Genomic DNA, 26,467 nt, shown 5'->3' on the forward strand with positions numbered 1-26,467 from the left:
GATACCGGTGGCGCTAGATGTCCTCAATGGGGCCGCCGTGGATTTCCTCCATGGAAAGGCCGCTGAGTGCGGATAAGTTTTCTACCAGCAGTCCTCTCACGAGGGCATGCAAGGGGGATCCCATTTGGCGAACGGATACGCGCCCTGCTCGAGCCTGAATGGGGAGCCGGTAGAGCACGAGACGGGGTGCAAGACGCGCGAGCCGGTTTTCGGGGAATGTGCGGCACAGAACCACGGAGTGGTGCTCCCAAGAGGCCGGGTTTGAGGTTGGAACTTCATCGATGCCAATCTCGATGCGTGCAAGTTCGGGGTGGCGCGCAGTGATTTCACCTACTTGCAGCGCTACGATTTGGTCAAAGGATTCGCGCCAGTTAGCCCGTGCGGGAATGCCGGGAACAAAAAGGGGGCCGCGGCTTCCTCGTCCATGCCGATCACGGCGTCTTCTAGTTTGGCGCATGGGGCTTACTTTACCCACCTGTCGCGTGGACAGGTAGTACAAGTGCTGTAGTTCTCCTATTCTTGGAGGTGTGAATGCGATGCGTGCGTGTAGTAAGACCACTTGTAACGAGCCTGCGGTGGCTACTTTGACTTATGACTATTCCGAGGCCACCGCGGTTTTGGGACCACTTTCGCCTTCGCGAGAGCCCGGAACCATGGAGCTATGTGAAATGCACGCTAACAATTTCACGGCCCCGCGCGGCTGGCAGGTGATTCGCCTGGCTACGAATTTTGAGCCCGCACCGCCTTCACCGGACGATCTGATGGCGCTGGCAGATCTTGTGCGCAAGGTGGGGAACCGCCCCGCACCCCGTAAGAACCCTGCGCCGCAGCCTCCCTCTGTTAAGCCGGAGTCTATGCGTGTTAAGAATCGGCGCGCGAACTTCCGGGTGGTTGATGGCGGAGTAGAAGATGGAGACTCATCACACTAACGCGCCAGCGCTTCTAATGCGTGAAAAATTCTAGGTGTCGTGACAATATCGTTATATGAGTGCGAACGTGTTAGTTGTGGACGACGATGTTGCCTTGGCAGAGATGATTGGCCTCGTACTTTCTTCGGAGGGGTACGAGACCGCTTTTTGTCATGATGGCCAGACGGCTGTTGAGGTTTTCCACCAGGTTAAGCCGGATTTGGTCTTGTTGGATGTGATGTTACCAGGCAAGAATGGCATCCAGATTTGTAAGGAGATCCGAGCTGAGTCTGACGTGCCTATCGTGATGTTGACCGCGCGTTCGGATACGACTGACGTGGTCGTTGGCCTAGAGGCGGGTGCGGATGATTACGTGCCTAAGCCGTTCAAGCCAAAGGAGCTCGTCGCACGAGTGAAGGCGCGTTTGCGAGGCCGTGATGAGCACGTCGATGAGGTATTGAAGGTCGGTGATCTGGAGGTCGACGTGCCGGGCCACCAGGTGACGCGCGGCGGCGCCCCCATTGCTCTGACTCCGCTTGAGTTTGATTTGCTTGTGGCATTGGCGAGGGCACCGTGGAAGGTGTTTTCTCGCGAGGAGCTACTAGAGGACGTGTGGGGTTACCGGCATGCTGCGGATACCCGCCTAGTTAATGTGCACGTGCAGCGTTTGCGCGCGAAGATAGAACGCGATCCGGAGCATCCGGAGCTCATCGTGACCGTTCGGGGCGTGGGCTACCGTGCGGGTGGAACACCGGCGTAGCTGATGGCGGCGAGCGACTCCAAGTTGGTGCGGGCGTTCCAAGATGCCCGTCCTATTCTGTTTATTCGCAAGTCCTTGTCGCTAAAGGTTGCGGTTGGCATGACATTGCTCATGTTGACCCTGTTGTCGCTACTGTTTGTAGCGGTGACGTTTCAGGTGCGCACGGAGGTTTTCGAGCAGCGACGTGAGCAGGTTCTTGATGATGCCACGGTTCGTTTAGCGCAGGCGCAATCCACGTTTGACCAGTCCACTGCTACCACTCCCGATCAGGTTCAAGATCTGGCGCACAAGTTGATTTCGTCGCTTCGATCCTCGGCTACGGGTGCGGGCGCTGTTGGCACGATGTTGCTGCGGGCACCCAGCGCTTCGGCAACGTTTGCGATTAATGACCTCATCGATAGCAATGTGATTGATGCGCTTACGCCACAAATGCGCAAGATGACAGCTGGCGGAGGTGGCCCGTACTACCAGTCGGTCGAGATTGATACTGGTATTGGCAAGCCTAGCCCGGGCATCATTGTGGGCGATATCGTAACGCTACCGCTCGCGGGTGAGTATGAGCTGTACACCGTTTATTCGCTCAGTGACGACCAGGCAACTATCTCGATGCTCATGCGCACATTAGTAATCGGATCGGTGCCCGTGATTTTACTGTTTAGTGCGGGCCTCATTTACATGATTTATCGTCTGCTCAGGCCGGTTCGTAGAACCGCGGAGGCGGCCGCGCAGCTGGCAGATGGTGATTTGAGTGTGCGCGTGAGTGCTGATGGCGTGGATGAGATGTCGCAGCTCGGGCGCGCGTTTAACAACATGGCGTCCTCATTGGCTGACAAGATTGCGGAGTATGATGAGCTGTCGAAGCTGGAGCAGCGTTTTGTGTCGGATGTTTCGCATGAGCTGCGTACCCCTTTGACTACCATTCGTATGGCAGAAGAGATGCTCTACGACAGTCGCGAAGAGTTTGACCCGATCTCAGCTAGATCGGCGGAGCTACTTCACCAGCAGGTGGATCGTTTCGAAAAAATGCTGGCGGACCTGCTAGAGATTTCGCGTTACGATTCAAAGTCTGCTTCGCTGGAACTTGATGACGTGAACTTCACGGAGCTGGCGCAAAAAGTTGTGGATGCGAATCGCGCGCTTGCGGACAAACTTGGGGTGCAGGTAGAGGTCATTTCTGGCGAGGGCAGGAATGTGGCCGAGGCAGATAGCCGCCGCATGGAGCGGGTGTTGCGTAATTTCTTGGTGAATGCGATTGAGCACGCTGAAGGTGGCCCGGTGCAGGTTGAGGTTGGATCGGATCCTGACGCTACTTCGGTGCGGGTGCGTGATTTCGGTGTTGGTTTGGACGAGGAGACGCGCACGCACGTGTTTGAACGCTTTTACCGTGCGGATCCGGCACGCACGCGAACAACCGGCGGTACGGGATTGGGGTTGTCTATTGCCCGTGAGGACGTAGCTTTGCACGGCGGCAAGATAGAGGTGTATGGAGAGCCAGGCCGAGGCGCTGCGTTCATGGTGACAGTTCCGCGCCGGCAGGGTGTTGAGATTGCGAAAACGCCTCTGAAGTTGTGGGAGGAGCGATGAGGCGCAAGATTTTGACTATGGTCATGGCTTGCACGCTGGTGCTTGCGGGCTGTTCGTCGCTACCTTCTTCGGGACCGGTTACAAGTTTTGAGCGGGATATTCCCGATGCAGAATCGCTGGTTTTGAAAGGTTACGGCCCGGTTGCTGGGTCCACTCCCGACATTTTGGTACGTGATTTTCTGCGCGCTTCTGCGGCGGGCTTGTCGGATGATTTTCAGGTGGCGCGCTCGTATTTGACTGATCGTGCGAAGGCCGCGTGGCGTCCGGAATCGCAGGTGCAGATCTATTCGGATGATCAAACGCCGTTCGTGACTGGGGATGCGAGTACGGTCTCGGTGTCGGTAGGAGTTAACGCCGTGGTGACTCCTGATGGCAGTTATGAGGAGCAGGCTGCCTCATCCAAGACGTCGTTGAAGTATAAGCTCACAACGAATTCGCTAGGCGAGTGGCGCATTGATGAGCTCCCAGACGGAGTGCTCCTGTCTCAGTCCTCTTTCCACGCGGTGTACACGCAGGCTTCGGTGTACTTTTTTGCGCCCGACTATCGCGCGTTGGTGCCGGATAGGCGTTGGTATCCGGTGCGCCGTTTGGAGTCTCACCTGATGCAGGCGCTTATTGAGGGGCCTTCTAGCGATATTGCTTCGGCTGTGGTTTCGGCAATCCCCGCGGGGGCGCGCCTCCCGCTTCAACAGGTTGCGGTAACGGCTGGCGTTGCGGACGTGCAGCTAGAGGGAGAGTACTTGGTTAGCTCAGAGCAACAGGAAGCTCTGAAGTGGCAGGTAACTTCAACGCTGGCGCAGGTGCCGGGCGTGACTGAGGTACGTGTGCAAAACAACGGTATGCGCCTGGACGATGTTGCTATCCCGGCCGGCCCCACGTGGGCAATGGATAAGCGCGTTGGTTTTAACAAGTCGGGTTTGGTTCTGCGCGATAGGTCGTTCACTACTGTGGTGGTTCCGGCTAGTGAACAGCCGGGAGCTCATGCCGCTTCGGTTGGTCCCGTTGATTCCAGTCCGTTGGCTTTCATTAACGGCGATAAGCTCTTTTCTGTCCGCGTGGGCGGTAAACCGGTGCAGATTTTAGAGGGCGAGGGAATTTCGCGCCCGTCGATCGATCGACTGGACTGGATTTGGACGGTTGTGGGCAACGAGGTCGTTGTTACGAATCCGGCGGGGGATGATTCAGTAAGGATCGCATCTCCATGGCAGGATGATCGCTCGATAAAAAGTATTTCGATTTCTCCAGATGGCGCGCGAGCATTGTTGCGCCGCGATGGGGATGGCTCTTCCAGCGTGTGGATGGCCGCCGTGAAACGTAATGCGCAAGGCAAACCCGCGGGTATTGACGTACCTCGGCGTGTGGAACTCGATGCGGCTGAGGTGCTGGACGTGTCGTGGGCTGGCAACACTTCGGCACTGATTTTGCAGCGCGGTGATGAGGCTAGCAAGGTCACTATTTCGAGCCTTGGTTCGGTGCCTGAAACGCTCGAAGCGCCGGCAGACGCGATTAAGATTTCGGGAGGAGCCACCCCGCAGGCGGTGCTCTTAGACACCAAAGATGAGGCGATTTACTCGCGATTTGGTGTGTCTTGGCGTAGCTCTACAACGGACCTCGTAGAGGAATCGTACCCGCACTAGTTCGTTGCCTATTTACTTGGCTCCAAAGTGACAGGGTGTCCCCAGGGGCGCTACGCCCTCAGGTTTGCACACCTTCGCCCGCGGGAGCTATTGCTACTTTCGTACCTAGTTACTGTTGCCTCGTGTTGGCATTGTTTAGCGAGTTAGTAAATATCGTCGCTCCGGCTTCTTGCGCGGGTTGTGGCGCGTGGGATACGACGCTGTGTTCTAGCTGCGCCGCCATAGCGAAACGCCCTGCTAGAGCCGGCCTGGTGGAGGGTGAAATGCCGATGCGGCTAATCAGCCTTGGCGAGTATGAGGGAGCGCTACGCAGAATCATCCTCGCTGCGAAACATGACCGGGCAAACAGGTTACAAGAATGGTTGGTGCAGGCAGGAGTGTCGCTGGCGCAGGGGTGGATGACGCATCGCGCAGTGGTGGATGTTCCTCTCGCAGGTAGCCCCTTGCTCGTTGTCCCGGTTCCATCCCAGTGGACGAGGGCGTGGCGCGGCCTGATGGTTACGCCGCACATCGCTCGCGGATTTGCGTCTCATCTTGATCGCGAAGGGGTCGACGTAATGGTTGCTCCGGTGCTCACCAAGGCTTGGGGGTCGACTCAGGCAGGGAAGTCAGGCGTTGAACGCCGCGCGCACAGTAGTTCGGTTGGTGCGTTGGTGGAGTTACGCGGGGCGCAGTGCATCCTGGTGGATGATGTGGTTACAACGGGAGCTACGATGCTGGCTTGCCGAAAGACTGTGGAATACGCGGGAGGCCAATGTTTTGTGGGAGTAGCGCTCGCGGATGTTCACAATTGCCATCCGCTAAAGTGACGCCCATCACGAAGTTCGGGTAAACTTAAGTAACCAGGCAAAGTCTTAGCAAGGTTTTTGCCGCAAACGTCTGGTAGGGGGTGGTAACTAAACGCACGGCCAGGCGCGATGTGTGTCTGGCGAATCAGTTGGGATTTTTCCCTCGTATTCCTGGAGGAACCATGGACATCACAGTTGTCGGACGCAATGCCGAAATCCACCCGAATTTCCGCGAGTACGTAGAAGAGAAAGTGTCAAAGGTGACACTGTTCTACCCGCGCGCACAGCGTATTGACGTTGAGCTCACTCACGAGCCAAACCCGCGTCGAGCTGAGACCGCGGAGCGGATTGAACTTACAGTCTTTGGCAAGGGCCCAATCATCCGAGCGGAAGCATCCAGCTCGGATCGATATGCGGCGGTCGACATTGCAACCGCAAAACTGTTTGAGCGTCTGCGTCGTGCACGTGATCGTGCGAAGGATCATCGCAGGCGTTACAACGCTCCGATTGCGCCGGAGCTAGGCGGAATTTATGAAGAGCCGGAGGCGGAACAGGATCTGAAGGAGGAGGCACATCGCGATACGTTGCGCTCGGCTGAGGATCTGAAGATCGGTGAGCCAAGAGAGGAACAGCTTGGGGATTCGCCGGTAATTGTTCGCCAGAAGTTGCATGAGGCTGAACCAATGACGGTTGATCAGGCTCTGTATCAGATGGAGCTGGTGGGCCACCCGTGGTTCTTGTTCATTGATCAAGAGACGATGCAGCCGTGCGTTGTTTACCATCGCGAGGGTTGGACGTACGGTGTGATCCGTTTGAATACGAAGGTTGAAGCCGAATAGGTTTTCACCACCAGGGGCGAGGACGAGCAGTCCTCGCCCCTTTTTGTGTAGGGCTCGCGATGAGTGGGCGTGAGAGCGTTTTTTGATGTGGGGCTGTTGGCGCTGCTATCAGTTCCGGGCTGGGCGGGTGCGGCGCTCACGTGACTGGCGGTCTACAATGGGAATCAACTGTGTAAGGACAACTTTTGGAGCGCCGTGTCTATTATTGACAAGATCTTGAGGATGGGCGAGGGTAGAGCCCTTCGCAAACTTGAAGCGATTGCAGATCAGGTTGATGCCCTCGAAGACGATTTTCGGGACCTCACTGATGAGGAACTCAAGGCGAAGACTGATGAGTTCAAGCAGCGCTTAGAAGAGGGCGAGACGCTTGATGACTTGCTGGTTGAGGCTTTCGCAACGGTTCGCGAAGCCGCGGATCGCGTGCTGGGGTTGCGTCCTTTCCACGTGCAGCTGATTGGTGGAGCTGCGTTGCATAAGGGCAACATCGCGGAGATGAAGACCGGTGAAGGTAAGACGCTAGTTGCAACGTTGCCGGCTTATCTGCGCGCGTTGGAGGGCAAAGGCGTGCACGTGGTTACGGTTAACGACTACTTGGCTTCTTACCAGTCGGAGCTGATGGGCCGGGTTTACCGATTCCTTGGTCTTACTTGCGGGTGTATTTTGGTGGGGCAGACGCCCGATGAGCGCCGCAAGCAGTACAACTGTGACATCACGTACGGCACCAACAATGAGTTCGGTTTTGACTACTTGCGTGACAACATGGCGCAGGTGCCTGAAGACATGGTGCAGCGCGGTCATAACTATGTGATCGTCGATGAGGTTGACTCGATTTTGATCGACGAGGCGCGTACGCCGCTCATTATTTCGGGGCCGGCGCAAGGCAATGCGGATGATTGGTATATGACGTTCGCGCGTTTGGTGCGCCCGCTTGAGCCCGAGGTTGATTACGAGGTTGATGAGAAGAAGCGCACTATCGGCATTCTTGAGCCGGGCATCGACAAGGTTGAGGACCAGCTTGGCATTGACAACCTGTACGACGCCGCGCACACGCCTCTGATTGGCTACTTGAACAACGCGATTAAGGCCAAGGAGCTGTTTAAGCGCGATAAGGATTACATCGTGCAGGACGGTGAGGTGCTGATCGTTGATGAGCACACCGGCCGCGTGTTGCCAGGCCGTCGTTATAACGAGGGCATGCACCAGGCGATTGAGGCTAAAGAGGGTGTGGAGATCAAGGCGGAGAACCAGACTCTCGCTACGATCACGTTGCAGAACTACTTCCGCTTGTACCCAGAGGGCTCGCGTGCTGGCATGACCGGTACGGCAGAGACTGAGGCTGCGGAGTTTGTTTCTACCTACGGTATTGGCGTTGTACCCATCCCAACCAACCGACCGATGATTCGCAAGGATCAGTCGGACCTGATTTACCCTACTTTTGCGGGCAAGATGAAGGCCGTGGTGGAGGACATCGAGGAGCGCCACAAGAAGGGCCAGCCTGTACTCGTTGGTACGACTTCGGTGGAGAAGTCAGAGTTGGTTTCGCGCATGCTCAAGGAGCGCCGCATTCCGCACGAGGTTTTGAACGCTAAGCAACACGCGCGTGAGGCTGCAGTTGTGGCGATGGCGGGTCGTAAGGGCGCTGTTACGGTGGCTACGAACATGGCTGGCCGCGGTACGGACATCATGCTTGGTGGTAACGCTGAGCATATTGCGCTTGCTCACATGGCTTCGGAGGGCTTGGATCCGCAGGAGGATGCGGACAAGTACAACGAGATGTGGCCGAAGGTGATGGAGTCCGCGAAGGAGGCCGTCGCTGCGGAGCACGATGAGGTTGTTGAGCTTGGCGGCCTGTACGTGCTGGGTACCGAAAGGCATGAGTCGCGCCGTATTGATAACCAGCTGCGGGGTCGTTCCGGCCGTCAAGGTGACCCGGGTGAGTCTCGCTTCTACCTGTCGATGGAAGATGACTTGATGCGCCTGTTTAATGCGGGGCTTGCCCAGCGTATTATGGCTTCAGGCAACTATCCGGAGGATTTACCAATCGAGTCGAAGATGGTCTCAAAGTCCATCGCTTCGGCGCAGGCCCAGGTTGAGGCTCGTAACTTTGAGATTCGTAAGAACGTCCTCAAGTATGACGATGTGATGACCGGCCAGCGCGAGTCGGTATACGGTGAGCGTCGTCGGGTTCTTGAGGGTGAAGACATGAATCCGCAGATGAAGTTCTTCATGGAAGAACTCGTGCGTCAGGTGGTGTCCCAGTACGTTCCGTCGGATGATGAACAGAATTGGGATCTCGACGGTTTGTTCTCGACGTTACATGAGTATTATCCGGTGTCGATTCGTCCGCAGGAGATTGTGGATGCAGTAGGCGAGGGCACGGGCGCTTCGGCTGAGGATTTCGTGTTTGAGTACGTGTCGGATATTCACAATGAGTACGACAAGATTTCTGAGAAGGTGAGCGCAAATCCGCTAGCTAAGTCGCAGCTTGGGGAGGAGCCGATGCGGGCTTTGGAGCGCCGTGTCGTGCTTGCTTCGGTGGATAAGTTGTGGCGTGAGCACCTGTACGAGATGGATTACTTGAAGGAAGGTATTGGCCTTCGCGCAATGGGTCAGCGTGATCCTCTGGTTGAGTACGGGTCTGAGGGTGCGCAGATGTTCCAGGCAATGATGGAGCGCATCCGTGAAGAAGCTGTGAAGCTCGCATTCTCGTTTGCTGGCCAGTTTGAGCTTGCGTTGCAACAGCAGGAGGAGAAGCTTGATGCGGCGAAGGCGTCTGCGGTTGCTCGTCAGGCAAAGGCTTTGAATCAGCCTAAGAGTGACAACGTGATGGGCGATGTGGGCCGTTCTCACTTCGGAAAGATGCAAATGTCTGGCCCTGCCGGCTCTGGAGATTCAGATGGAATCCCGGATGAGGGTTCTGCTTTCCGTCCGAGCGGCCGCGGGCAGGCTCCGACTACGTCCGCGGATGGGGCCGCCCCCGCGATGAATCGCGCGCAGCGCAGAGCGCAAAAGCGCAAGCGTCGCTAAGAGCGTTTTAAGATTGCCCGCCATTTGCATTCGCAGGTGGCGGGCTTTCGTTTACAGGATTTCAAGGGCGGTGGCTACCCATTGTCTTCTGCGAGCTTCAAGGCGAATGGCAACGGCTCGGGTGGTTTCTCCCTTAACGACAACGTGTGTGGTCTCCGCAATGGATTCATTGACCACGCATACTCTGGAAGACAGGGCTTTTGTTCTAGCGGAGCGTCCCGCCGGCCCATCCAGTCTGGTAGCGAGAGCAACTTTTCGTTCGATCGCGTCGTAAAGGTCTGGGGTGACGAAGCGTTCTAGCGCGCTTGGATACTTTTGTCCGCTGAGTGTCTCAACGATCGCGAGTGCTAGGGCGCGGCTCCAGTTACGTGCGTCGGGAAGTTGCTCTGCTTTCCCAATGGTGTCAATTTCAGCCTCGGGTTTTGAATAATCCCACGATGCCTCAATCATTGCCCAGTGGCGCCCCGTAGGTGCGGGCTTCGGCAAGATTCCGTTGAGGGTTCGTACGGGGTTGGGTGCGCGCTTGATCTTGATGTCGGAGGGCCGCCTAGCAGGGCTTTTGCCGCCCTTGACAGTGCGTAGCTTGACGGGTTCGTAAACGGGTTCGAGGGTTGCAAGTGCTGTAGACATTAGAGGTCCTCCTCAGGCAAGGTCAGAGTTGTTCCCGGATAGATGAGGTCGGGATCGGTACCAATAACGGATTTGTTTAGGTTGTAGATTCTGTGCCACTCGGTAGCAATCTTGGTGGGATCACTGCTTTGCAAATGGCGGGCGGCTATGGTCCACAGGGAGTCCCCGCTGCGCACAACGTATTGTTCATCCGCGGCAATGTCCGGCTCAGATTTCCCGGCGGGCGCATTCGCGCTTTTGTGTGTCTGTAGCAGAACATCGATGGCTTGAGCGCTAGAGGATTCGTTGACCAGATGTGTATGTGAGGCCGGGAGGTTAGCGCCGTGGCTAGTGTTCTTTTCCGCTTGTTGAGTAGGCGGCGAAGCTTGCGGCGTCGGTGCGGTGGGCGCCGATGGGTCAGATAGCGTGAGGTCGCTTGGAACGCTCGTTTGGGACGGACGAGTCTCCTGTGTAGATACTGCCTGCCACCCCAGGTTGTCTTGAACCGTTGCTGGAGCTGGTGCAAACGCCGAGGTAACGCTCACCACGAAAGACGCCGACACTGCAAGCGTTGCCACTCTCTTCTTCAACAAGGATCGAACCAAAGGGCTGGAGGTGTTAACCGCGAGTTCGAGTAGGCGCTGAACGGGTGTGCCTCGCCTGGCAAGAATAAGAAGGATCTCAGTAACTAGCAGGGAAGTGAGACTCCACAGCGACAGTGTGGCGATGGTAAAGCCAAGAAATGCGGTGATCAGTGGTAGGGCCAACGCGTTTGGGTTTAAAGAACTATGCAAGATCGCATTCGCATCGGTTTGAAGAAGGCCTAACGCACTTGAGTTGTCTATCGCGATCGAGAGTGAGGCAGCCGCGCTAACAGTGAACGCGGCGGCACTGACCAGCGCAATGCTTGCGCTAGATTTTGAGTTCCTATTCGACTCCATTGCCCCTCTTTCGTGCTAGTTCGTATCAGTTCGTGATGATTGATGTTTGCACGTTAGGGGTTAGTAAGTCAATAGCGTTTCGAAAATTGGTGGAAAACCCGATGTTGAATCCTGGATATGTTTCAATCAGGACATGGATTTCGAGAAGATTATTGCCGGTCTTGCGCAAGAGTTCACAGGCGAAGAGACCGTGCAAAGCCGTGAAGAGGTGGCGGAGCTCGCCGAGGCCGAGATGGTTTCGGCGGGGATGTCAGATCGGTTGCGGGCCGCAGAAGGCCTCGAAGTTAACGTGTTCTCTCCCTTTGGCGTCAGTGCGAAGGGAAGAATAGTGCGCTCAAACCCGGCGTGGGTGTTGCTTGAGGATGGGGGAGTGCAGGAGCTGGTCTCTACCACGTCGATGGCGGTCGTTGAAGGCCTTGCAAGAGTGGCGCCAGAGCCCAGTCTTATAGACAAGCGCTTGGGGTTATCCGCTATATTGCGCCAAATTATGCGGCAACGTCGCCGCGTGGCAGTGCAGGTGGGAGCAACTTCTCTAACCGGTTTTATTGTTTCGGTCTACATGGACCACGTGGACATAGGGCACGAAGGCGGGGTCTCTTCGGTGTCGCTATCTCACCTGTTTAGCATTCGCCTCCTGCCGGGATTCTAAGCAGATTGGTGGTTGCTGCAGATTTGTGGGAAGCCTAGATCTTGCCCGATTCGATGCGCTCGCGGGTGGCGGCGTACTGGCGCTCAATGTAGCGTTCAAGCTCGGAGGCCTCGATTCGCCACGTTCGTTTCCCGCCCACCTGTATGGCCGGCAGTTCGCCCGACGATAGGAGTGCGCGGGTTGCGGACTGAGACAGGTTAAGGGTTTCGGCAACGTCTGCAATGGTTAAGAATCTTTGGCTCATGTCTATATTGTCTCACTTCGTGTCAGTTCTGAATAGTCCGCGCGCACTGTTGTGTAAAAGCTCCGCGAATTAACTATCAGAAGTGGCGTGATTCGGGGCGTTAGTCTTCTTTATCTGAGACCAAACTGTGGATATCTTCCACAAGCGGCAAAAATTCCTGCATCATTGTCACGTGTCTAAAGCTTTACCCAGAGCGCGTCGCTCACACGTGTTTACTGATCCCAGGTTTCTTCTTGGACTTGCCCTGGTTGTAGTGTCAATCGTCGCTACTACCTGGCTGGTGCAAAAGGCTCGCGGAGGGGAGAGCGTTTACCAGTTGAACGCTCCGGTTGCGCAAGGCCAGCCCATTCAAGCCTCTGCTCTTTCAATCGTGTCCGCCCGTACGGGGTCAACGGCGTATTTGGAGGCCGGAGCGCTGCCCGAGGGAGCCGTGGCAACGCGTACCCTCAGTGCAGGCGAGTTACTTCCTCGTGACGCGGTAGCAAGCGCGGCTTCGCTCGATCGCAGACAGGTTGTAATAAATGTGGCTACACGTATTCCTTCATCCGTCTCCACAGGCTCTACGGTCGAGGTGTGGGCCGTAGATTCGCCGGATACGCCGCTCAGTAGCCAAACGGAACCGAGAATGATTGCGTCCTCGGCTATTATTCTTTCGATTTCGGAGCCGGACACCACGCTGGTTAATCGCGCCCAAAGCGTTGAGATTTCTGTGCCCGAGTCGGATTTGGATACCGTCTTGGCGGCAACGGGGTCCAAGAGCTCCCTGATTGTGGTTCCCGCGGGGTAGCGATGGCGGTTAAGGGTGTAATTGTTTGGCTTGACGAGCCCTTTGAGACGGAAGTGATCCGGGAACTCAACGCGCAGTCGTCGAAGTTTTCAGTTCAACGCAGGTGTGCGGATTTGGCGGAAGCGCGAGCGTGCGTGCGTGCGGGAATCGGTTCGGTTGTGGTCGCACGCGGCGGAGCTCCCGGCTTGGATCGCTCTGTTGTAGATGAGTTTCACGAGGCCGGCGTTTTTGTTCTGCTGGTGGTTGATGATCCGATTACGGCAGCCTCCATCGGGGAGGACGCGCGTTGTGATGCGTCCAGTGCTGAGTTTGTGGTCGACACTCTGACGATGGGGATCCAAAACTGGATGATGGGGCAAGAGAGCCAAGTGTTCTCTGCTCCCGCGGAGACTACCGACGTTGTTGATTATCGAGGACGTTTGATCGCGGTGTGGGGCACATCGGGTGCGCCGGGGCGCTCTACGGTGGCATTGAATCTGGCTCACGCATTGGCGCTTGCGGGACGCGAGGTAACGCTTGTTGATGCTGATGCTCATGCTCCTTCGCTGGCGTTCATGCTGGGGTTTGACGCCCCGCAGTCGGGCCTGTTGGAGGCTTCGAATCTGCGCAACCAGGGTGAACTGACCCGTTTGGCTTTGGACGATGCGCGCCTGCTGGTTGATGAGCATTTCCACTTGCTCTCTGGCCTCACGCGCGCGGATAAATGGAGGATGCTTCGCGCTGAGGTTGTTGCGGACGTGCTGAGCGAACTGCGCAAGCTGGGTGACGTGGTTGTAGATCTGGCTGACGGTCTTGCTGATGATGATCCGTCGCAGCTAACTTTTGTGCCAACGCCACAAGACATTAACCGCACGGTTTTAGAGGATGCAGATGTAGTTCTGATTGTGGCTCGTGGTGATGCAATTGGATTGACCCGGCTTACGCATACTCTGTACGAGGCTGAAGAAGCCGGAGTGCGTCCGGACGTGTTGGTAGTAAATCGAGCACGATCTTCGGGTACGGGTGGATCCGTGAGTCGCCCGATTGATACTGTACTTGCCTCGATCGCTCCGGTGACCCCTCGCGTGGTGATTGAGGACAGCACGGATGTGGATGAGGCAGTGCTTTCTGCCGCCACGGTTATGGCATCTGGTGAGTCGAAGTTTGGCGCTGGGATCGCGCAGATTATTGATCTGATTGGTACTGGCCAGGGCGAGTCTACCCCGGCGCGCAGGCGGAGTAGGCGTAAGTCGAAGCGGTCTGGCTTTAAGTTGTTTGATCGCAAATAGTTTGGCCCTGTTTTAAACTCGTTTTATGCGCTGTTTCTTGCCTTTGGTTGCTTCGGAGCTTTGTGGGGATCTTCCTGTCCGCGAGTTGGTTACTCCATCTTCTGGAGCGACCTGTGCGGAAGAGCGGGAGTGGTTCGAGTACGAAGCGGCCGTGGCAGCTTCTTTGATTTCGCTGGAGCTTGTGCGTGATTTAGAGGAACCCACACAAAGACGCATTGTGGTAGCCCTTGAGGGGGAGCCGGTGTGGGAGAATGCGCAGGCTATCTTGGTGGACGGCCTTGAGTCTGAGCCGCTGGTTCGTCGCGCATGTGCGGCTGCTACGCAAGAGGAAGCTGATGAAGCGGTGGAAGAGCTTATGGACGCTTTCTTGGAGTGGTTTGACGTCAGTGAGCGCGCACAGCTCTGCCAGGCGTTGAACGCGCACGAATAGTAATGGCTTTCAAGTGTGGTGGCGCTAGTCGGCGGCGTGGATTACAAGTGTTGATCCTTTCGATTTTGCATGTTTGATTTCGATGCCGTCACTGATGCGTTGTTGCATTTCGGCTACGTGTGATACTACGCCTACGGTTCGCCCAGAATCGCGCAGGCGCTGAAGACCAATCATGACCTTATCTAGCGCATCTTGGTCCAGTGAGCCAAACCCCTCATCGATGAGCATTGATTTGAGGTCCAGGCCACCAGCTTCAGATGAGATTACTTCTACGAGGCCGAGGGCAAGTGCGAGTGAGGAGTAGAAGGTTTCGCCGCCAGATAGCGATGCGGGGGAACGTTCGGTGTCTGTGTTCAAATCGATGATTGCAAGTCCAAGTCCGGCTTGCTGGCTCTTCCTAGAAGCGTCCAAGCTTACTCTGCGCAGTTGGTACCGTCCGGTAGAGAACCTTTCTAGGTAAGGGTTGGCGGCTTCAAGTACGCGTTCGAATTGACGCATGATTACCCAGGTGTCGAAGGGGATTGGGGTGCCATCTTCGAGTCTTGCTCCCTGCGCAAGCTCAGCGAGGCGTCGGATTGGTCCCAACTCCTTTTCTAACGTCTGCAGGTTCTCTATCCCTGCTCTGAGCTTGCCCACTTGCTCCTCGTGTTGAGTGAGAGCATTCTTTGCGAGGGCGTGTGTGCTGGTGGCTTCTTCGTGGATACGACGAAGCCGAGATAGCGCGTTAGTAAGAGGTTTGGGATATTCGGTGCGCACAAGCCCGGATCGCTCGGTTTCTTCGATAGTGGCGCCCGCTTGGCGTTTGGTCAGGTTGTAGTTGGAGATTTGCTCTTCTAGCGCATTGATTTCAGCCTGGGGCAGTAGCGCTTCTTGGATTTCATTAGCCGAGGCGAAGGCACTATTTGCCAGGGCTTTGGCCAGCACGGCCGCAGCTTCGGTGTACCGGCTGTGGGCATCTTCAAATGCGGTGATTACTTTGATTATGTGCCGAATGTGGTCTTGCCTAGTGACGATGCTTTCGCGTCGTTCGGCTACGGACGTGAAGGAACCACGCGCCTGTTGTATCAGTTGCGAGAGACGCTCAATTTCAGCGGTCTTATTCTCTACGTCTTTGGTATTCGCCGCAATCTTGACGTTATCACTGGCAATCTGTGTTTTGTACTTTTCAATTTGACTGCGGGATTCGGCCAGGTCTTTACGCAGTTGGCTGGCGGTGTCGCCTGCTTGTTTGGCCGCTACAACCTGGGTATCGATGTCGTCATACGCTATCTGCAGTGACGCGGTGTCCGCGCCTGCCTTCTTGTTGAGTTCTTTGATGGATTCAACGATGCGCTGGTGATCTTCTCGGGTTGCAGTAAGAGACGCTTCGATCCGCGCTACGAGGGCCCGGGCTTCGTCAAGTTCTTCACGCTGAACGTCGGTTGGCGAGCCCTCGTACGGGTGAGGATGGTTGGTAGACCCGCAAACTATGCATTCTTCTCCATCGACAAGCTTCGCAACCAGCTCTAAAGCGGAGTTGTTTATCCACTTTGCAGCTAGATCTTGTGCCTGGGTGCGAGCCTGCTCAAGTTTCTTTGCTTTGCGTCCAATTTCTGCAGAGCTTTCAAGCAGGCGTGCTCTTTCTTTGTCGGCGCTCTTGGAAGCTTCCAGACGCAGTGAGAGCTCATTCCTTTGATCTACGAGAGTTGCGTAGCTATGTCCTTGTTGCTCCATTTGAGCAACGGCGGCTTCAACCTTTTGCTCGGCCTGGTGGAACTGATCAATCTCGGCTTGGCGGCCCGATGCGGACTGTTTCAGCTCGACAATGGTCGCGCGAAGCTCTTCAATCTGGGTGGATAAAAGTTCTAATTGCTCGATGTTCTGCTCGGTTTTTTCGAGCCGAGTTAGTTCGCTGGTAAGTTCCTCATCTCGCTTACGAATCGCTTCCCAGGATGTGCCATCGAGGGCCCCACGCGCGGTGCTACGCAGGTCAGCGTCCTCCTCGTTAATTGCATCAATGCTGGAAAATGCGCCTGTTTTCGCCTGTTCGAGAGCTGTGGCCGCACGTTCTTTGGCAAGCAGGTCTGCGTTAAGTGCAAGTGCTTCGCGTGCGTGCTTTAACTTGGCTTCGCGTTGCTTGTGCTCATCGACGGTTTCTTCGAGCGCGGCGAGCTGCTTGGCTGCGGCTTTCCACCGGAGCGTGGTGGTTTCAACCCTCTCACGTTCAGCTTCGGTGGCTTCCACTTCACGTACGTCGGCAATGGCGCGGTATAGCTGGTCTTCGGCCTGCCGTGCTTTAGCCTGGAGCTCTTTAGAGATGGTGAGTGCGCGGCCGATTGCCTCTTCGTAGTTGGCCAGCCTGACTGCCGCACCGGCTTCTTCACAGATTTGGCTGGCCTGAAATGCTACGGCAGCGCGTTGCTCGTCAAACTCGGCGCGCGCTGCTTTCGACTGCAGAGCCAAGGATTCAGTGAAACGGCGAAAGTGTTCTGTGCCGAAAATGTCTTCGAGGACGTCTTTGCGATCCTTTGGGCTGGAGTGGATGAAGTCGGCGAATTTGCCCTGCGGCAAAACCACAGTTTGGAGGAACTGGTCTAGTCCCAGGCCTACGACGCGTGTAATTTCATCGGTGACGGTTTTTGCCCTGGTCGCTACTTCTTCACCTGTTCCGCAGAAAGGATCGGTAACAGGGTCGTAGCTGGCGTCGAGCTTTACCAGGACGGCACTTGCTGGCGTGGCGGTTTTGTTACCTTCCTTGGTGTAGGAAGGACGCCTGGTGACTTCAAACGCGCCGTGCGAAGTTTCAAAGCGCAACCGCGCAAACGTGTCGGTGTCGCGGCTGGCAAAGTTGGAGCGCAATCGGTCACGCGTAGAGGTTTGCCCGCCAGCAACATCGCCGTAGAGAGCGAACGTGATGGCGTCGATAATAGTTGATTTACCCGAACCGGTTTGTCCGCGCAGAAGGTATAGGCCGGATGGCTCGAACCGGGTGAAGTCAATCTGGTGGTGTCCGGCGAAGGGGCCGAGCGCTTGAAACTCGAGTGTTAGTAGTCGCATTACTCTTCCTCCTGCAACACGGTTTCCCACGTTTGCTCAATAATTTCGCTCTCTCCAGGCAGTACTTTGCGTCCAAGCGCGAGTTCGAAGAACTCTTCGGCAAGCTCTTGTGGCGTTTTCTTCTCGATTACAGCTACCGCTCCTTCGATTTGCGAGGCCGGAGGAGTATGCCGAATCAGCAGAGCATTGGGGTAACTAGCTTTAATGCGTTCGTGGAGATGCTCAGGCCTTGTGAGGTCAGTGACCTCAACGTGGGCGAATCCGGTTTTCGCCCATTCGGGTACATCGGACGTAAGCTCTGCAATGGTCCCGCGGATCTGATGGAGGGAATAAGCTTGGGGCACGGGCACGGTCCGCAGGTCAACAACTCCGTTCTCAATTTCAAGAATGGTTGTGCACTTCTTGTCGCGTGCTTCGGAGAATGAAAAGGGTAGGGGAGACCCGCTGTAGCGGATGATCGGCCCATCAGTGTCGCGTTGCTGGGGCCGATGTAGGTGACCGGCGGCAACGTAGGAAAGCCCGCGCGAAAGTGGCTTGTCTGCGCCCATAGTCTTGAAGGTTGAGGGGGTAACCGACTGCGAACCTCCAACCGAAATGTCGCGCTCAGAATCACTGGTTTCGGATCCAGCGATGAACGCGTGAATCACCGCGATGCCCATGCCTTCGCGCTTTGCGAGGTCCGCGTCTATGCGCCGCAGGGCGGCCTCCATAACGGCCTGATGACTGCGAGCAAGGCTGGTGAGAACTCCAGCGTCATCGACCTCATCGGAGAGGCTAACGCGAGCTATATCGGGCTCCAGGTACGGGATAGGGTAGACGTTTGCCACCTCGGATCCGCTTCGGATCACGATTGGCTTCCCTACGTCTGCAGTACGCGAAACGATCTTTAATCGCTCTGTGTACAGCCTCGATCCGAATCCTAATCTGGCCGCAGAATCGTGGTTACCCGGAATCATGATGACCTGAGTGAGCTCACTGAGGCGCTGCAGTACATCCTCGAGCAGATTCATTGACGAGGTCGGGGCAATCGCGCGATCGTAAACATCCCCGGCAACTAGGAGCGCATCGGGCCTCTCATCGTCCACCAAATCGACCATGTGGTCAAGAAATGTCTCTTGGAAACCTTCCAGCGACTGCTTATGTAGAGTCTTGCCCAGGTGCCAATCTGCGGTGTGAATTAACTTCATGCCTACAGGTTAGCGAACGGTACGGACAAAAATTTTACAGTCCCTCTTCCCACGCCAGTATCTGGAGCACCTCATCGTGGAGCAAGCCATTAGTCGCAACCCCCGTGCCACCCCACGGTCCGTCCTCGCCCAGCAAAGAGGTGAAACGGCCCCCCGCCTCGGTCACGATGGGCACAAGGGCCGCCATATCGTAGGTTTCTAGCTCTGGTTCTGCGGCAATATCGCATACGCCCTCGGCCACCATCATGTAAGACCAAAAATCGCCGTACGCGCGAGTTCGCCACATGCGATCAGTAAGGTCCAAGAAATGGTCTAGCTTGCCGCGTGCCTTCCATCCTGACAAGGAAGAGTAAGACAGTGAGGCATCTTCAAAACGGTCGATGGTAGATACGTGAATGCGCTGCCCGGCGCTCACATAATCAAATGCGCCCGAAGGTGGCGTATCAGCGCAGCAATCATTAGTGCCGCAACAGTTTGAAGACTCACGCAGTGCCTGTTGTACTCCTACGTAGGCGCCGAGGCCTTTGCCCGCCCACCAGCGTCTGCCAAGGGCTGGGGCAGATACCACTCCAACTGTTACTTCGCCATCCTGGGCCAGAGCAATAAGGGTGGCCCACACGGGTACGCCGCGCAGGAAGTTCTTAGTGCCATCAATCGGATCAATCACCCACTGGCGCGTAGAGCTTCCGGTAACTCCCATTTCTTCGCCAAAAATAGAGTCGTCCGGGCGATGGGTGGCCAGTAGCTCGCGAATCGCGGCCTCAGTAGATTGATCGGCGTCGGTAACGGGAGACCGGTCTGCTTTGGTCGCTACCTTCAAATCATCCGATTGAAAGCGGTCCAGCGTTACCGCGTCAGCGCGATCTGCGAGGGCGTGTGCCAGCTTTAAATCCGCGGCCGATGCCATATTTTGTCCACTGCCATGCAAAGTCTTATCCATGTGTCCAAACTACCCCCGCGCGGGCGCGCATGGCCGGGTAATCCCGTAAGCTGAGCAAATGAAATCCAACGCGAAGTTCTTAATGATCACAACGCGAACCGAGCCCGCAATTTTGACTTCCGAGGTCGAAATGCTGAGAAAACTTTCGGGGCTGGACTCAAACCAGCTGGTCTGGCACCGGCTTGAACAGAGTTCGCTCCCGCCGCTCAACCTGGATGAGTGGGCCGGCGTGATCCTGTGCGGATCTCCCTTCGACTCGCTCTCCCCGATTGAGAAGAAATCGCATGTGCAACTTCGTGTAGAAGCAGAGCTTCAAGGCCTCATGGATCAATTGGTTGCAAAGGATTTCCCGTTTCTTGGCATCTGTTATGGCGTGGGTACCCTGCTTGGTCACCAGGGTGGCAAGATCTCAGAAAAGTATGGTGAATCTATTTCTGCCCCCGTCATTGAGCTCACGCAAGAGGGGCGTGAAGACCCGATAACGCGCGGAATTCCAAACACATTCCGAGCCTATGTAGGCCACAAGGAGGCATGCGAGCAACTGCCCGAATCGGCAACGCTTCTGGCGCGCGGCGAGGCCTGCCCAATCCAGTTGTTTAAGGTAAAACAGAACATGTACGGCACGCAGTTCCATCCCGAACTCGATTGGCCTGCCCTGAAGCTTCGCATCATCGGGTATGCCGCTTCAGGCTACTATCAGCCGGATGACCAACAGCGCATCATCGATCAGTGCATTGACGTTGACGTTGCGCCCGGACACAAAATCATCTCGAACTTCGTCGACATGTACGCGCGCTAGTTCTCCCAGGGTTTTTCTTGCGCCACCTTCAACGAGGCCAGGAGGCGGCGAACCGATTGGACGCGCATTTCGCGAATATCCTTGCCCTCAGCTCCATTTCGAACCCAGTCGTCGAGGGCACAATCTGGAGAGTCAGTGAGGTGTTCGCAACCGCGCGGACATTCCTCGGTGACTTCCCACAGTTCCTCAAATGCCGCAACAACGGTGTGTGGCTCGACGTGGGCGAGGCCAAAGCCACGCACGCCCGGAGTGTCAATAACCCAGCCACCGCCCGGCATCGGCAGAGCCACGACGGAGGTGGAGGTGTGGCGTCCGCGCCCCGTCACTTCATTGACGTGGCCCGTAGCCCGGTCCGCGTTTGGAATAATCGCGTTAATGAGCGTGGATTTACCCACCCCGGAGTGGCCGATGAGCACGGAGGTATGCCCGGTCAGCCGGTCAATGACCTCCTCGTAGCCGGCATGTGCAGGGTGATCCGGCATCATCGACACAGTGTAGGTCTCGATGCCCAACGAGGCCGTGAACGTGGCAACATCATCCGGATCACCCAGGTCAGCCTTAGTGAGGCACACTATCGGTGTTAAACCTGCGTCGTAGGCGGCAACGAGGCACCGATCGATGAACCCGGGCCGAACCGGAGGATTGGTCTTCGCCACCACGATCACCATGATGTCGGCATTGGCAACGATGGTGCGCTCGCGGCCTTTTGCCTCCGCATCCTCCGCAGAGCGCGTGAGTTCGCTCTCGCGCTCGTTTACCTGCACGATGCGCGCCAGAGTGTCCTTGCGTCCCGTGAGATCGCCGGTCAGCTTTACGCTATCTCCCACAACGATGCCGCCGCGCTCAATTTCGCGGGCTTTCACAGCGGTGACACGCGTGCCGTCCTCGGCAATAACGTGGTAGCGACCTCGATCAACCGCAATCACGCGTCCCGTGGGGGCATCCTCATAGCTGGGGCGCCGCTTGGTGCGCGGGCGCGAGCCTTTTCCGGGGCGTACTTTTACGCGCGGGTCGTCGGTTCCAATGTCTCGTCTAGACATTTAGCTCCAGCATTTTCGTCCATAGGTTTACAAAATCAGGCATGGTTTTCGCCACGGTTTCCACGTCATCAACGTAGATTTGCGGGGCGCGCAGACCGATAATGGCACCGAATGTGGCCATCCGGTGATCTGCGTAGGAATGTAGCAGAGTCGGTTCACGAAGGTTTTCCACCCAGCCGTTTGTGCCATCAATTCTGAGGTAATCGGCTCCCTCTTCAACGAGCACACCCAGTTTGGTTAGTTCAGTGGCGATCGCTTTTAGCCGGTCGGTTTCGTGTCCGCGAAGGTGCCCGATTCCCGTGATCGTTGAGGGGGCGGTTGCAAACGCGCAGATTGCGGCAAGTGTAGGAACGAGTTCCCCAACCTGGGACATGTCGCCAGTAAATCCTTGAAGTTCGCCGGCACGCAGGCACAGCGTGCCGTACACGGTGCCTTGCGGCACGAGGTTTACGTCGGCACCCATTTGGCGCAAAATAGGTAGCCACTCGTTGCCTGCCTGCGTGGTTTGGAGCGGCCAGTAGGGGATGCGAACGTGGCCGCCGGTAACTGCGGCGGCGGCGAGGAACGGGCCGGCGTTAGAAAGATCTGGCTCTATCACCGCGTCGCGTCCGCTGATGTCGCCGCGTTTAACCCGCAGTGTGCGCTCACCCGTCCAATCGGCGTCTACGCCACGTAGACGCATCGCGGCAAGCGTCATTTCTACGTGTGGTCGCGATGGAAGTGTGCCCTCTAGCTCAATCTCTATAAACTCCCGATCGCTTTCTAGCAACGGAGCAACAAGTAACAGCGCGGATAGATATTGGGACGAGGCGGATGAATCCAAACTTATGGGGCCACGCACGCGCGCTGGGCCTTGCACGGTGAGGGGGAAGGTTTCGTCGCTCTCATGTGTAACGCTCACGCCGATGGAACGCAGAGCCTTGAACAGGCCAGCCATCGGGCGGGCATTTGCCTGGCTATCAGCCGTGAGGCGCACTGGTCGCGTACAGCGTGCGGCAAGGGCAGGGACGAATCGCATGACGGTTCCTGCAAGGCCGCAGTCAATGCTGATTGGTGTAGAACCGGGAACGCTTGGAATGGGAGTGATCGCCCAGTTGTCAGCTCCGGTCTCGACCTGCGCTCCCAAGGAGCGCAACGCCTCAACCATGAGGCGCGTGTCGCGGGCGCTAAGTGCGCCGCAAATTGTAGAGGAGGAAGTCGCCAGCGCCGACAGCATGAGTTCCCGGTTCGTCAAAGACTTCGAACCGGGAATCGTGACATCGCTATCAACAGGCTTGGTGGCCTGTGGCGCGAGCCAAGGGTTAGGCGTCAAATGCTTCCTTAGCGGCTTCCCACGTTTCGTTGCGCGCCTGCGTTAGAGCCAGCTGATGTTCGCGCCAGTTAGCAAGCTGCCAGGTCTTGGAGGGCTCACCTTCGCGGTCAACTGTTGCAAGAATTAGGCCGCCTAGGGCTGTGCCGTAACGCTCTAAACCACGGCGGTAGCGCTCTTTTTGGGCGTGGTCCTTGGCAGTCCATACGGGGTTTTGAACCAGTGCAATCGGAACAGCGGTGGCTGCGAGGATGGCTGCGCAGGTGCGCGGAGCCTTGCCAAGCGCAAAGCTGGTGCCCGCTAGAACCGTGACAGCACCGAGTGCGCGCGAGGCCATTTTTGCATCCGATGTGATTACCGGAGGTACCCCTAAACGCTCAAGGTAGGGTGAAACCTTCTGGAACTGACGTGCGTGGGCATCTGGGTCTTTCACTGCTGAAAGCCCATCGATAATAAACGGCGCCACGATTAGTGGCCTTGCAATCATCCGTAAAACCTTCATAGGTCCATGTTACCTACATCTCAGCGTTAGTGGAGGTTGGAAGAAAAATGGGGGCTTTGTTGTTGCCTTAATTGTTGGAGGTGCAAGTATGCTCGATGGTGATGGACAAGAAGGAACAGGTAGACGAGGCCGAGCTTCGCGCGCGGTTCGAAGAAGAGGCGCTCCCTTTGCTAGACCAGCTGTACGGGGCGGCGTTTCGTATGACCGGTAACGAGGCAGATGCTCAAGATCTGGTGCAGGACACGTATGTGCGTGCATTTAGCTCGTTCAACACATTCAAGCCGGGTACCAATTTGAAGGCGTGGATGTATCGAATCTTGAAGAACTCGTTCATTAACACCTACCGCAAGAATCAGCGGCGGCCGCAACAAACCTCCGATGAAGGAGTGCAGGACTGGCAACTAGTTGATGCCTCCAGTCACCATCCGGTCGCCCTTGAATCCGCGGAGGCTGCGGCGCTTGACTCGCTACCAGACGACACGGTTCGCGAAGCCCTCGAGTCTCTTTCTGACACGTATCGCGAGGCGGTGCTCCTGGCCGACGTTGAAGGGTTTTCTTACAAAGAGATCGCCCAAATCATGGGTACCCCCGTTGGCACTGTGATGTCACGAATCTATCGCGGTCGGGCGCAGCTTCGAACGGCGCTTGCAGATTATGCGAAACGAATGGGAATTGGAGTGAAGGAGGATCATGCTTAACAACAATGATTGCGATCCTTGCGAGGAACTGAGCTCCTTCCTTTACGCGTTTGCTGATGACGCGTTGGAGGATGAGTTGGCGTATCGCCTTTCACAGCACTTGGAGACGTGCAGGCACTGCGCGGATCGGGTGGATGCGGAGATGCACGTGCGTGAGCTGATGCGTAAGTGCTACGAGAAGCAGGCGCCATCATCGCTTCGCGCGCGCGTGGTTGCAAGCGTGCGAGTCACGCATATTACGCGGCAGTGGGACTAGTTTCGGGTTGATTTAGTCACGTTTGCGTGTTTTTCGATGATTTCGCTTAGGCCGGGCTGTTAAAACTTCGCAAATTGTGCGAAAATGGCAAAGCTGTTTAATGAAGTAGGTAGAGGAGTCGAAATGAGCAAGCGAGGCCGCAAACGCAGGGCACGTCGCAAGAGCGCCGCTAACCACGGCAAGCGACCCAACTCTTAAGCAAAAGCTTCGAGGCTCCCGGATTTTCCGGGAGCCTCTTTTGTTTGGTTTCTACGCTGTTTCCCGGTTTACTGCAGGGACTCTACCGGCTGGGCGTGAAGCGTTACGGCGCTGCCCGGTTGAAGCAGATCGACGTTGTAGGCGTTGATTGATACGGAGAGCAGCTCACCGTCCTCGCCACTGATAATCGCAATCTCGCCAGTTGGTGAAAGCACGCGGCGCAGGATTTGCCCATGGATTCCGCCTTCGGTGTGCCCAGCCTCGACACGGAAATCGGATGGGCGAACCACCAAGACTTGATTGCCCTCAGTAACCGTGTTTGCGCCTGTAAGACGGGTTAGGAAGGCGGAGGAGGGGGCCTGCAAGACCTGGGTTTTGAATCCGCTCTCGCTAACCTGTCCCTCTTCCAGGGTGATGATTTGATCTGCCATGAATGCGGCGTCTGTGAGATCGTGAGTGACCATCACGGCGGTGGCTTTGGCTGCACGAATACGCTCGCGCAGCACCAGGCGAAGGGGCCAGGCAATCTCAGAGTCAACGGCGGCAAAAGGCTCATCTAACAAAACGAGATCGGGGTTTACAGCTAGGGCGCGGGCGATTGCGATGCGCTGTGCTTGGCCTCCGGAGAGTTCACTCGGCAGGCGGTCTTTTAAGTGCAAGCAACCTACGGCTTCGAGCTCAGCGAGGGCTCGTTTAGTTGCCGCCTCGGAACTAAGGCCTCTGATTCGCGGCCCGAACGCCACGTTTTGGCAGGCGGTTAGGTGCGGGAATAGGAGCGCGCGTTGCTCTAGCCATACGATGGTGGGATCTTCCCCCAGGTTTAGGCTCCTGCTTCCACTGGAAGGAGTTAGAGTTCCGGCAATCAGCTCTATCCCGGTGGTCTTGCCCGAGCCGTTCGGGCCAACAATGGCCGTAATAGCGCCTCGCTTCAGTTTGGCATCGATATGAACATGTCGCTTGGATACGTCCGCGTTTATTTCGATCCCAACGGGCGCGTTTTCCCACTGCTGTAGTGACATATCGAGGTCGCTCAACGCGCACATGGTGTCCAACTGGTTCTGGCGCGCAGATTCAGGTTCCCTTCCGTGCGCCTCCTCGCTGGATCTCTTTGCAGATATTTTCGAAATAGCGCTAGTTATAGCGATTACAAGGCCAGCAACTAGAAGTATCACGGTCGCGAGGGCTAGGGCAGTGGCGGTGTCAATTTCGCGTTGCAGATAGATCTCGAGGGGGAGAGTGCGGGTAACGCCCTGCAGTGAGCCAGCAAACGTGATGGTTGCACCGAACTCGCCAAGGGCGCGCGCGAAGGTTAGCGCTGTGCCCGAGGCCATCGCAGGAACGGTAAGGGGTAGCGTGATTTCAAAGAATATGCGAGTGCGAGAAGCTCCAAGGTTGTTTGCCGCTTTTTCGAGGTCGCGTCCGCGTGAGCGCAGTGCGCCTTCGAGTGAGATAACGAGGAACGGCATGGATACAAACACTTGTGCCATAACTACTGCGATGGTGCTGAAGCCGATATCAATGCCCAGCACGTGCAGGTAAGAGCCGATGAGGCCGCGGCGTCCAAACGTGACCAGGAGCGCAAGGCCGGCGACGACGGGTGGCACAACCATAGGAAGCGTGACCAGCAGGCGTAAGACGCTACCCAAACTTGCGCGTGCACCGTGGCTGGTGTGGGCGAGGATGTGCGCTAGGGGAATACCAAGAATTAGCGAGATGATAGTTGAGGCAAAAGTTGTTTTGAGGGACAGCCAAAGAGCGTCTCGTGCAGCTTCACCGGCCAACAGCGCAGGGAGGTCTGCCCACTGCACCTCGGCGAACATGCCAATAAATGGCACGACCACGAAGGCCAGCGCTATCCCTGCCGGAACTGCGAGCCAGGGTGCCGGTCCCGCCGCGGTCTCACGCCTGCTGGTGCTTTGCTGCCTACTCAAAATGCTCCACCTTTGCAATGCCTATGACTTATCAATCCGTCCCGGCACCTTGGTTTCACGTGGCAGGGTTAGCGGCGCTTGGTCCAATATGCCGGGACGG

Annotated in this window: 26 protein-coding genes; 15 read left to right on the plus strand and 11 right to left on the minus strand. The window is 56.5% G+C overall.

Features of this window, described 5'->3' with window-relative positions:
* Positions 1 to 13: 13 nt before the first annotated feature.
* Positions 14 to 457 (minus strand): metallopeptidase family protein, encoded by a 444-nt coding sequence (locus tag HMPREF2891_RS03920; protein WP_070621242.1) that lies wholly within the window; start codon positions 455 to 457, stop codon positions 14 to 16.
* A 79-nt stretch (positions 458 to 536) separates the two neighbouring features.
* On the opposite strand from HMPREF2891_RS03920, the gene HMPREF2891_RS03925 reads away from it, so the two are divergent.
* The 7 genes from HMPREF2891_RS03925 (at position 537) to secA (ending at position 9,543) form a co-directional block, all read left to right on the plus strand.
* A complete protein-coding gene (locus tag HMPREF2891_RS03925; RefSeq protein ID WP_034506701.1) occupies positions 537 to 929 on the plus strand; it encodes a DUF3499 domain-containing protein in 393 nt (130 codons plus the stop codon).
* Between the two features lie 55 nt (positions 930 to 984).
* Positions 985 to 1,668 (plus strand): MtrAB system response regulator MtrA, encoded by a 684-nt coding sequence (mtrA, locus tag HMPREF2891_RS03930; RefSeq protein ID WP_070663933.1) that lies wholly within the window; start codon positions 985 to 987, stop codon positions 1,666 to 1,668.
* Positions 1,669 to 1,671: 3 nt separating this feature from the next.
* Positions 1,672 to 3,252: an MtrAB system histidine kinase MtrB gene (gene mtrB, locus HMPREF2891_RS03935; RefSeq protein ID WP_070663935.1), complete on the plus strand. Its 1,581-nt coding sequence runs from the start codon at positions 1,672 to 1,674 to the stop codon at positions 3,250 to 3,252.
* Positions 3,249 to 4,889, plus strand: a complete 1,641-nt coding sequence (locus HMPREF2891_RS03940; protein ID WP_070663936.1) for an LpqB family beta-propeller domain-containing protein — start codon at positions 3,249 to 3,251, stop codon at positions 4,887 to 4,889. Before mtrB ends, HMPREF2891_RS03940 begins: the two co-directional genes overlap by 4 nt.
* Positions 4,890 to 5,152: 263 nt before the next feature.
* Positions 5,153 to 5,698: a ComF family protein gene (locus HMPREF2891_RS03945; protein WP_070663940.1), complete on the plus strand. Its 546-nt coding sequence runs from the start codon at positions 5,153 to 5,155 to the stop codon at positions 5,696 to 5,698.
* Positions 5,699 to 5,859: 161 nt separating this feature from the next.
* Positions 5,860 to 6,516 (plus strand): ribosome hibernation-promoting factor, HPF/YfiA family, encoded by a 657-nt coding sequence (hpf, locus tag HMPREF2891_RS03950; protein WP_070621191.1) that lies wholly within the window; start codon positions 5,860 to 5,862, stop codon positions 6,514 to 6,516.
* A 195-nt stretch (positions 6,517 to 6,711) separates the two neighbouring features.
* Positions 6,712 to 9,543: a preprotein translocase subunit SecA gene (gene secA / locus HMPREF2891_RS03955; protein WP_070663941.1), complete on the plus strand. Its 2,832-nt coding sequence runs from the start codon at positions 6,712 to 6,714 to the stop codon at positions 9,541 to 9,543.
* Between the two features lie 51 nt (positions 9,544 to 9,594).
* Here secA and HMPREF2891_RS03960 read toward each other — a convergent pair whose 3' ends face one another.
* Together HMPREF2891_RS03960 and HMPREF2891_RS03965 are read right to left on the minus strand one after the other, a co-directional pair.
* Positions 9,595 to 10,173: an Rv3235 family protein gene (locus tag HMPREF2891_RS03960; RefSeq protein WP_052038719.1), complete on the minus strand. Its 579-nt coding sequence runs from the start codon at positions 10,171 to 10,173 to the stop codon at positions 9,595 to 9,597.
* The gene (locus HMPREF2891_RS03965) at positions 10,173 to 11,093 is read right to left on the minus strand and encodes a LysM peptidoglycan-binding domain-containing protein (RefSeq protein ID WP_070663945.1); all 921 of its coding nucleotides are present in this window, start codon (positions 11,091 to 11,093) and stop codon (positions 10,173 to 10,175) included. Before HMPREF2891_RS03965 ends, HMPREF2891_RS03960 begins: the two co-directional genes overlap by 1 nt.
* 133 nt (positions 11,094 to 11,226) lie before the next feature.
* Here HMPREF2891_RS03965 and HMPREF2891_RS03970 point away from each other — a divergent pair, with 133 nt between their 5' ends.
* Positions 11,227 to 11,742 (plus strand): hypothetical protein, encoded by a 516-nt coding sequence (locus HMPREF2891_RS03970; RefSeq protein WP_070663947.1) that lies wholly within the window; start codon positions 11,227 to 11,229, stop codon positions 11,740 to 11,742.
* Between the two features lie 34 nt (positions 11,743 to 11,776).
* Here HMPREF2891_RS03970 and HMPREF2891_RS03975 read toward each other — a convergent pair whose 3' ends face one another.
* Positions 11,777 to 11,986 (minus strand): helix-turn-helix domain-containing protein, encoded by a 210-nt coding sequence (locus tag HMPREF2891_RS03975; RefSeq protein WP_016443912.1) that lies wholly within the window; start codon positions 11,984 to 11,986, stop codon positions 11,777 to 11,779.
* Between the two features lie 172 nt (positions 11,987 to 12,158).
* On the opposite strand from HMPREF2891_RS03975, the gene HMPREF2891_RS03980 reads away from it, so the two are divergent.
* The 3 genes from HMPREF2891_RS03980 (at position 12,159) to HMPREF2891_RS03990 (ending at position 14,471) form a co-directional block, all read left to right on the plus strand.
* The gene (locus HMPREF2891_RS03980) at positions 12,159 to 12,773 is read left to right on the plus strand and encodes a hypothetical protein (protein WP_148131709.1); all 615 of its coding nucleotides are present in this window, start codon (positions 12,159 to 12,161) and stop codon (positions 12,771 to 12,773) included.
* A 2-nt stretch (positions 12,774 to 12,775) separates the two neighbouring features.
* Positions 12,776 to 14,041 carry a CpaE/TadZ family protein gene (locus HMPREF2891_RS03985; protein ID WP_070663950.1) on the plus strand — a complete coding sequence of 422 codons (1,266 nt, stop codon included), beginning with the start codon at positions 12,776 to 12,778 and terminating at the stop codon, positions 14,039 to 14,041.
* Between the two features lie 151 nt (positions 14,042 to 14,192).
* A complete protein-coding gene (locus tag HMPREF2891_RS03990; RefSeq protein ID WP_222566259.1) occupies positions 14,193 to 14,471 on the plus strand; it encodes a DUF6912 family protein in 279 nt (92 codons plus the stop codon).
* Between the two features lie 24 nt (positions 14,472 to 14,495).
* On the opposite strand, the gene HMPREF2891_RS03995 is transcribed toward HMPREF2891_RS03990, so the two are convergent.
* Genes HMPREF2891_RS03995 through HMPREF2891_RS04005 form a run of 3 tightly spaced genes read right to left on the minus strand, consistent with a single transcriptional unit; the run spans position 14,496 to position 19,634 of the window.
* Complete coding sequence (locus tag HMPREF2891_RS03995; protein ID WP_070663955.1) at positions 14,496 to 17,507, minus strand: AAA family ATPase; 3,012 nt, start codon at positions 17,505 to 17,507, stop codon at positions 14,496 to 14,498.
* The gene (locus tag HMPREF2891_RS04000) at positions 17,507 to 18,694 is read right to left on the minus strand and encodes an exonuclease SbcCD subunit D (protein ID WP_070621182.1); all 1,188 of its coding nucleotides are present in this window, start codon (positions 18,692 to 18,694) and stop codon (positions 17,507 to 17,509) included. Before HMPREF2891_RS04000 ends, HMPREF2891_RS03995 begins: the two co-directional genes overlap by 1 nt.
* Positions 18,695 to 18,728: 34 nt before the next feature.
* Complete coding sequence (locus HMPREF2891_RS04005) at positions 18,729 to 19,634, minus strand: inositol monophosphatase family protein (protein WP_186822285.1); 906 nt, start codon at positions 19,632 to 19,634, stop codon at positions 18,729 to 18,731.
* 82 nt (positions 19,635 to 19,716) lie between these two features.
* On the opposite strand from HMPREF2891_RS04005, the gene HMPREF2891_RS04010 reads away from it, so the two are divergent.
* The gene (locus tag HMPREF2891_RS04010; RefSeq protein WP_222566260.1) at positions 19,717 to 20,433 is read left to right on the plus strand and encodes a glutamine amidotransferase; all 717 of its coding nucleotides are present in this window, start codon (positions 19,717 to 19,719) and stop codon (positions 20,431 to 20,433) included.
* Here the strand turns inward: HMPREF2891_RS04010 and rsgA are convergent.
* The 3 genes from rsgA to HMPREF2891_RS04025 are packed head-to-tail and all read right to left on the minus strand — an operon-like array spanning position 20,430 to position 23,284.
* On the minus strand, positions 20,430 to 21,473 hold the full coding sequence (gene rsgA, locus HMPREF2891_RS04015; RefSeq protein WP_070621179.1) for a ribosome small subunit-dependent GTPase A: 1,044 nt from the start codon (positions 21,471 to 21,473) through the stop codon (positions 20,430 to 20,432). The genes HMPREF2891_RS04010 and rsgA overlap by 4 nt on opposite strands.
* A complete protein-coding gene (aroA, locus tag HMPREF2891_RS04020; protein WP_070621178.1) occupies positions 21,466 to 22,785 on the minus strand; it encodes a 3-phosphoshikimate 1-carboxyvinyltransferase in 1,320 nt (439 codons plus the stop codon). The genes rsgA and aroA overlap by 8 nt, the downstream gene beginning before the upstream one ends.
* The gene (locus HMPREF2891_RS04025) at positions 22,775 to 23,284 is read right to left on the minus strand and encodes a DoxX family membrane protein (RefSeq protein ID WP_034506356.1); all 510 of its coding nucleotides are present in this window, start codon (positions 23,282 to 23,284) and stop codon (positions 22,775 to 22,777) included. The genes aroA and HMPREF2891_RS04025 overlap by 11 nt, the downstream gene beginning before the upstream one ends.
* A 95-nt stretch (positions 23,285 to 23,379) precedes the next feature.
* On the opposite strand from HMPREF2891_RS04025, the gene HMPREF2891_RS04030 reads away from it, so the two are divergent.
* From HMPREF2891_RS04030 to HMPREF2891_RS09950, 3 genes are all read left to right on the plus strand, one after another.
* Positions 23,380 to 23,982 carry a sigma-70 family RNA polymerase sigma factor gene (locus HMPREF2891_RS04030; RefSeq protein ID WP_070621177.1) on the plus strand — a complete coding sequence of 201 codons (603 nt, stop codon included), beginning with the start codon at positions 23,380 to 23,382 and terminating at the stop codon, positions 23,980 to 23,982.
* Positions 23,975 to 24,238 carry a mycothiol system anti-sigma-R factor gene (gene rsrA / locus HMPREF2891_RS04035; RefSeq protein ID WP_034500396.1) on the plus strand — a complete coding sequence of 88 codons (264 nt, stop codon included), beginning with the start codon at positions 23,975 to 23,977 and terminating at the stop codon, positions 24,236 to 24,238. The genes HMPREF2891_RS04030 and rsrA overlap by 8 nt, the downstream gene beginning before the upstream one ends.
* 123 nt (positions 24,239 to 24,361) lie before the next feature.
* Positions 24,362 to 24,436 carry a 50S ribosomal protein bL37 gene (locus HMPREF2891_RS09950; RefSeq protein ID WP_370870625.1) on the plus strand — a complete coding sequence of 25 codons (75 nt, stop codon included), beginning with the start codon at positions 24,362 to 24,364 and terminating at the stop codon, positions 24,434 to 24,436.
* A 68-nt stretch (positions 24,437 to 24,504) separates the two neighbouring features.
* On the opposite strand, the gene HMPREF2891_RS04040 is transcribed toward HMPREF2891_RS09950, so the two are convergent.
* On the minus strand, positions 24,505 to 26,367 hold the full coding sequence (locus tag HMPREF2891_RS04040) for an ABC transporter permease (RefSeq protein WP_070663959.1): 1,863 nt from the start codon (positions 26,365 to 26,367) through the stop codon (positions 24,505 to 24,507).
* Between the last annotated feature and the right edge of the window lie 100 nt (positions 26,368 to 26,467).

This window comes from Actinomyces sp. HMSC065F11, from assembly GCF_001813085.1.
Taxonomy (GTDB): domain Bacteria; phylum Actinomycetota; class Actinomycetes; order Actinomycetales; family Actinomycetaceae; genus Gleimia; species Gleimia europaea.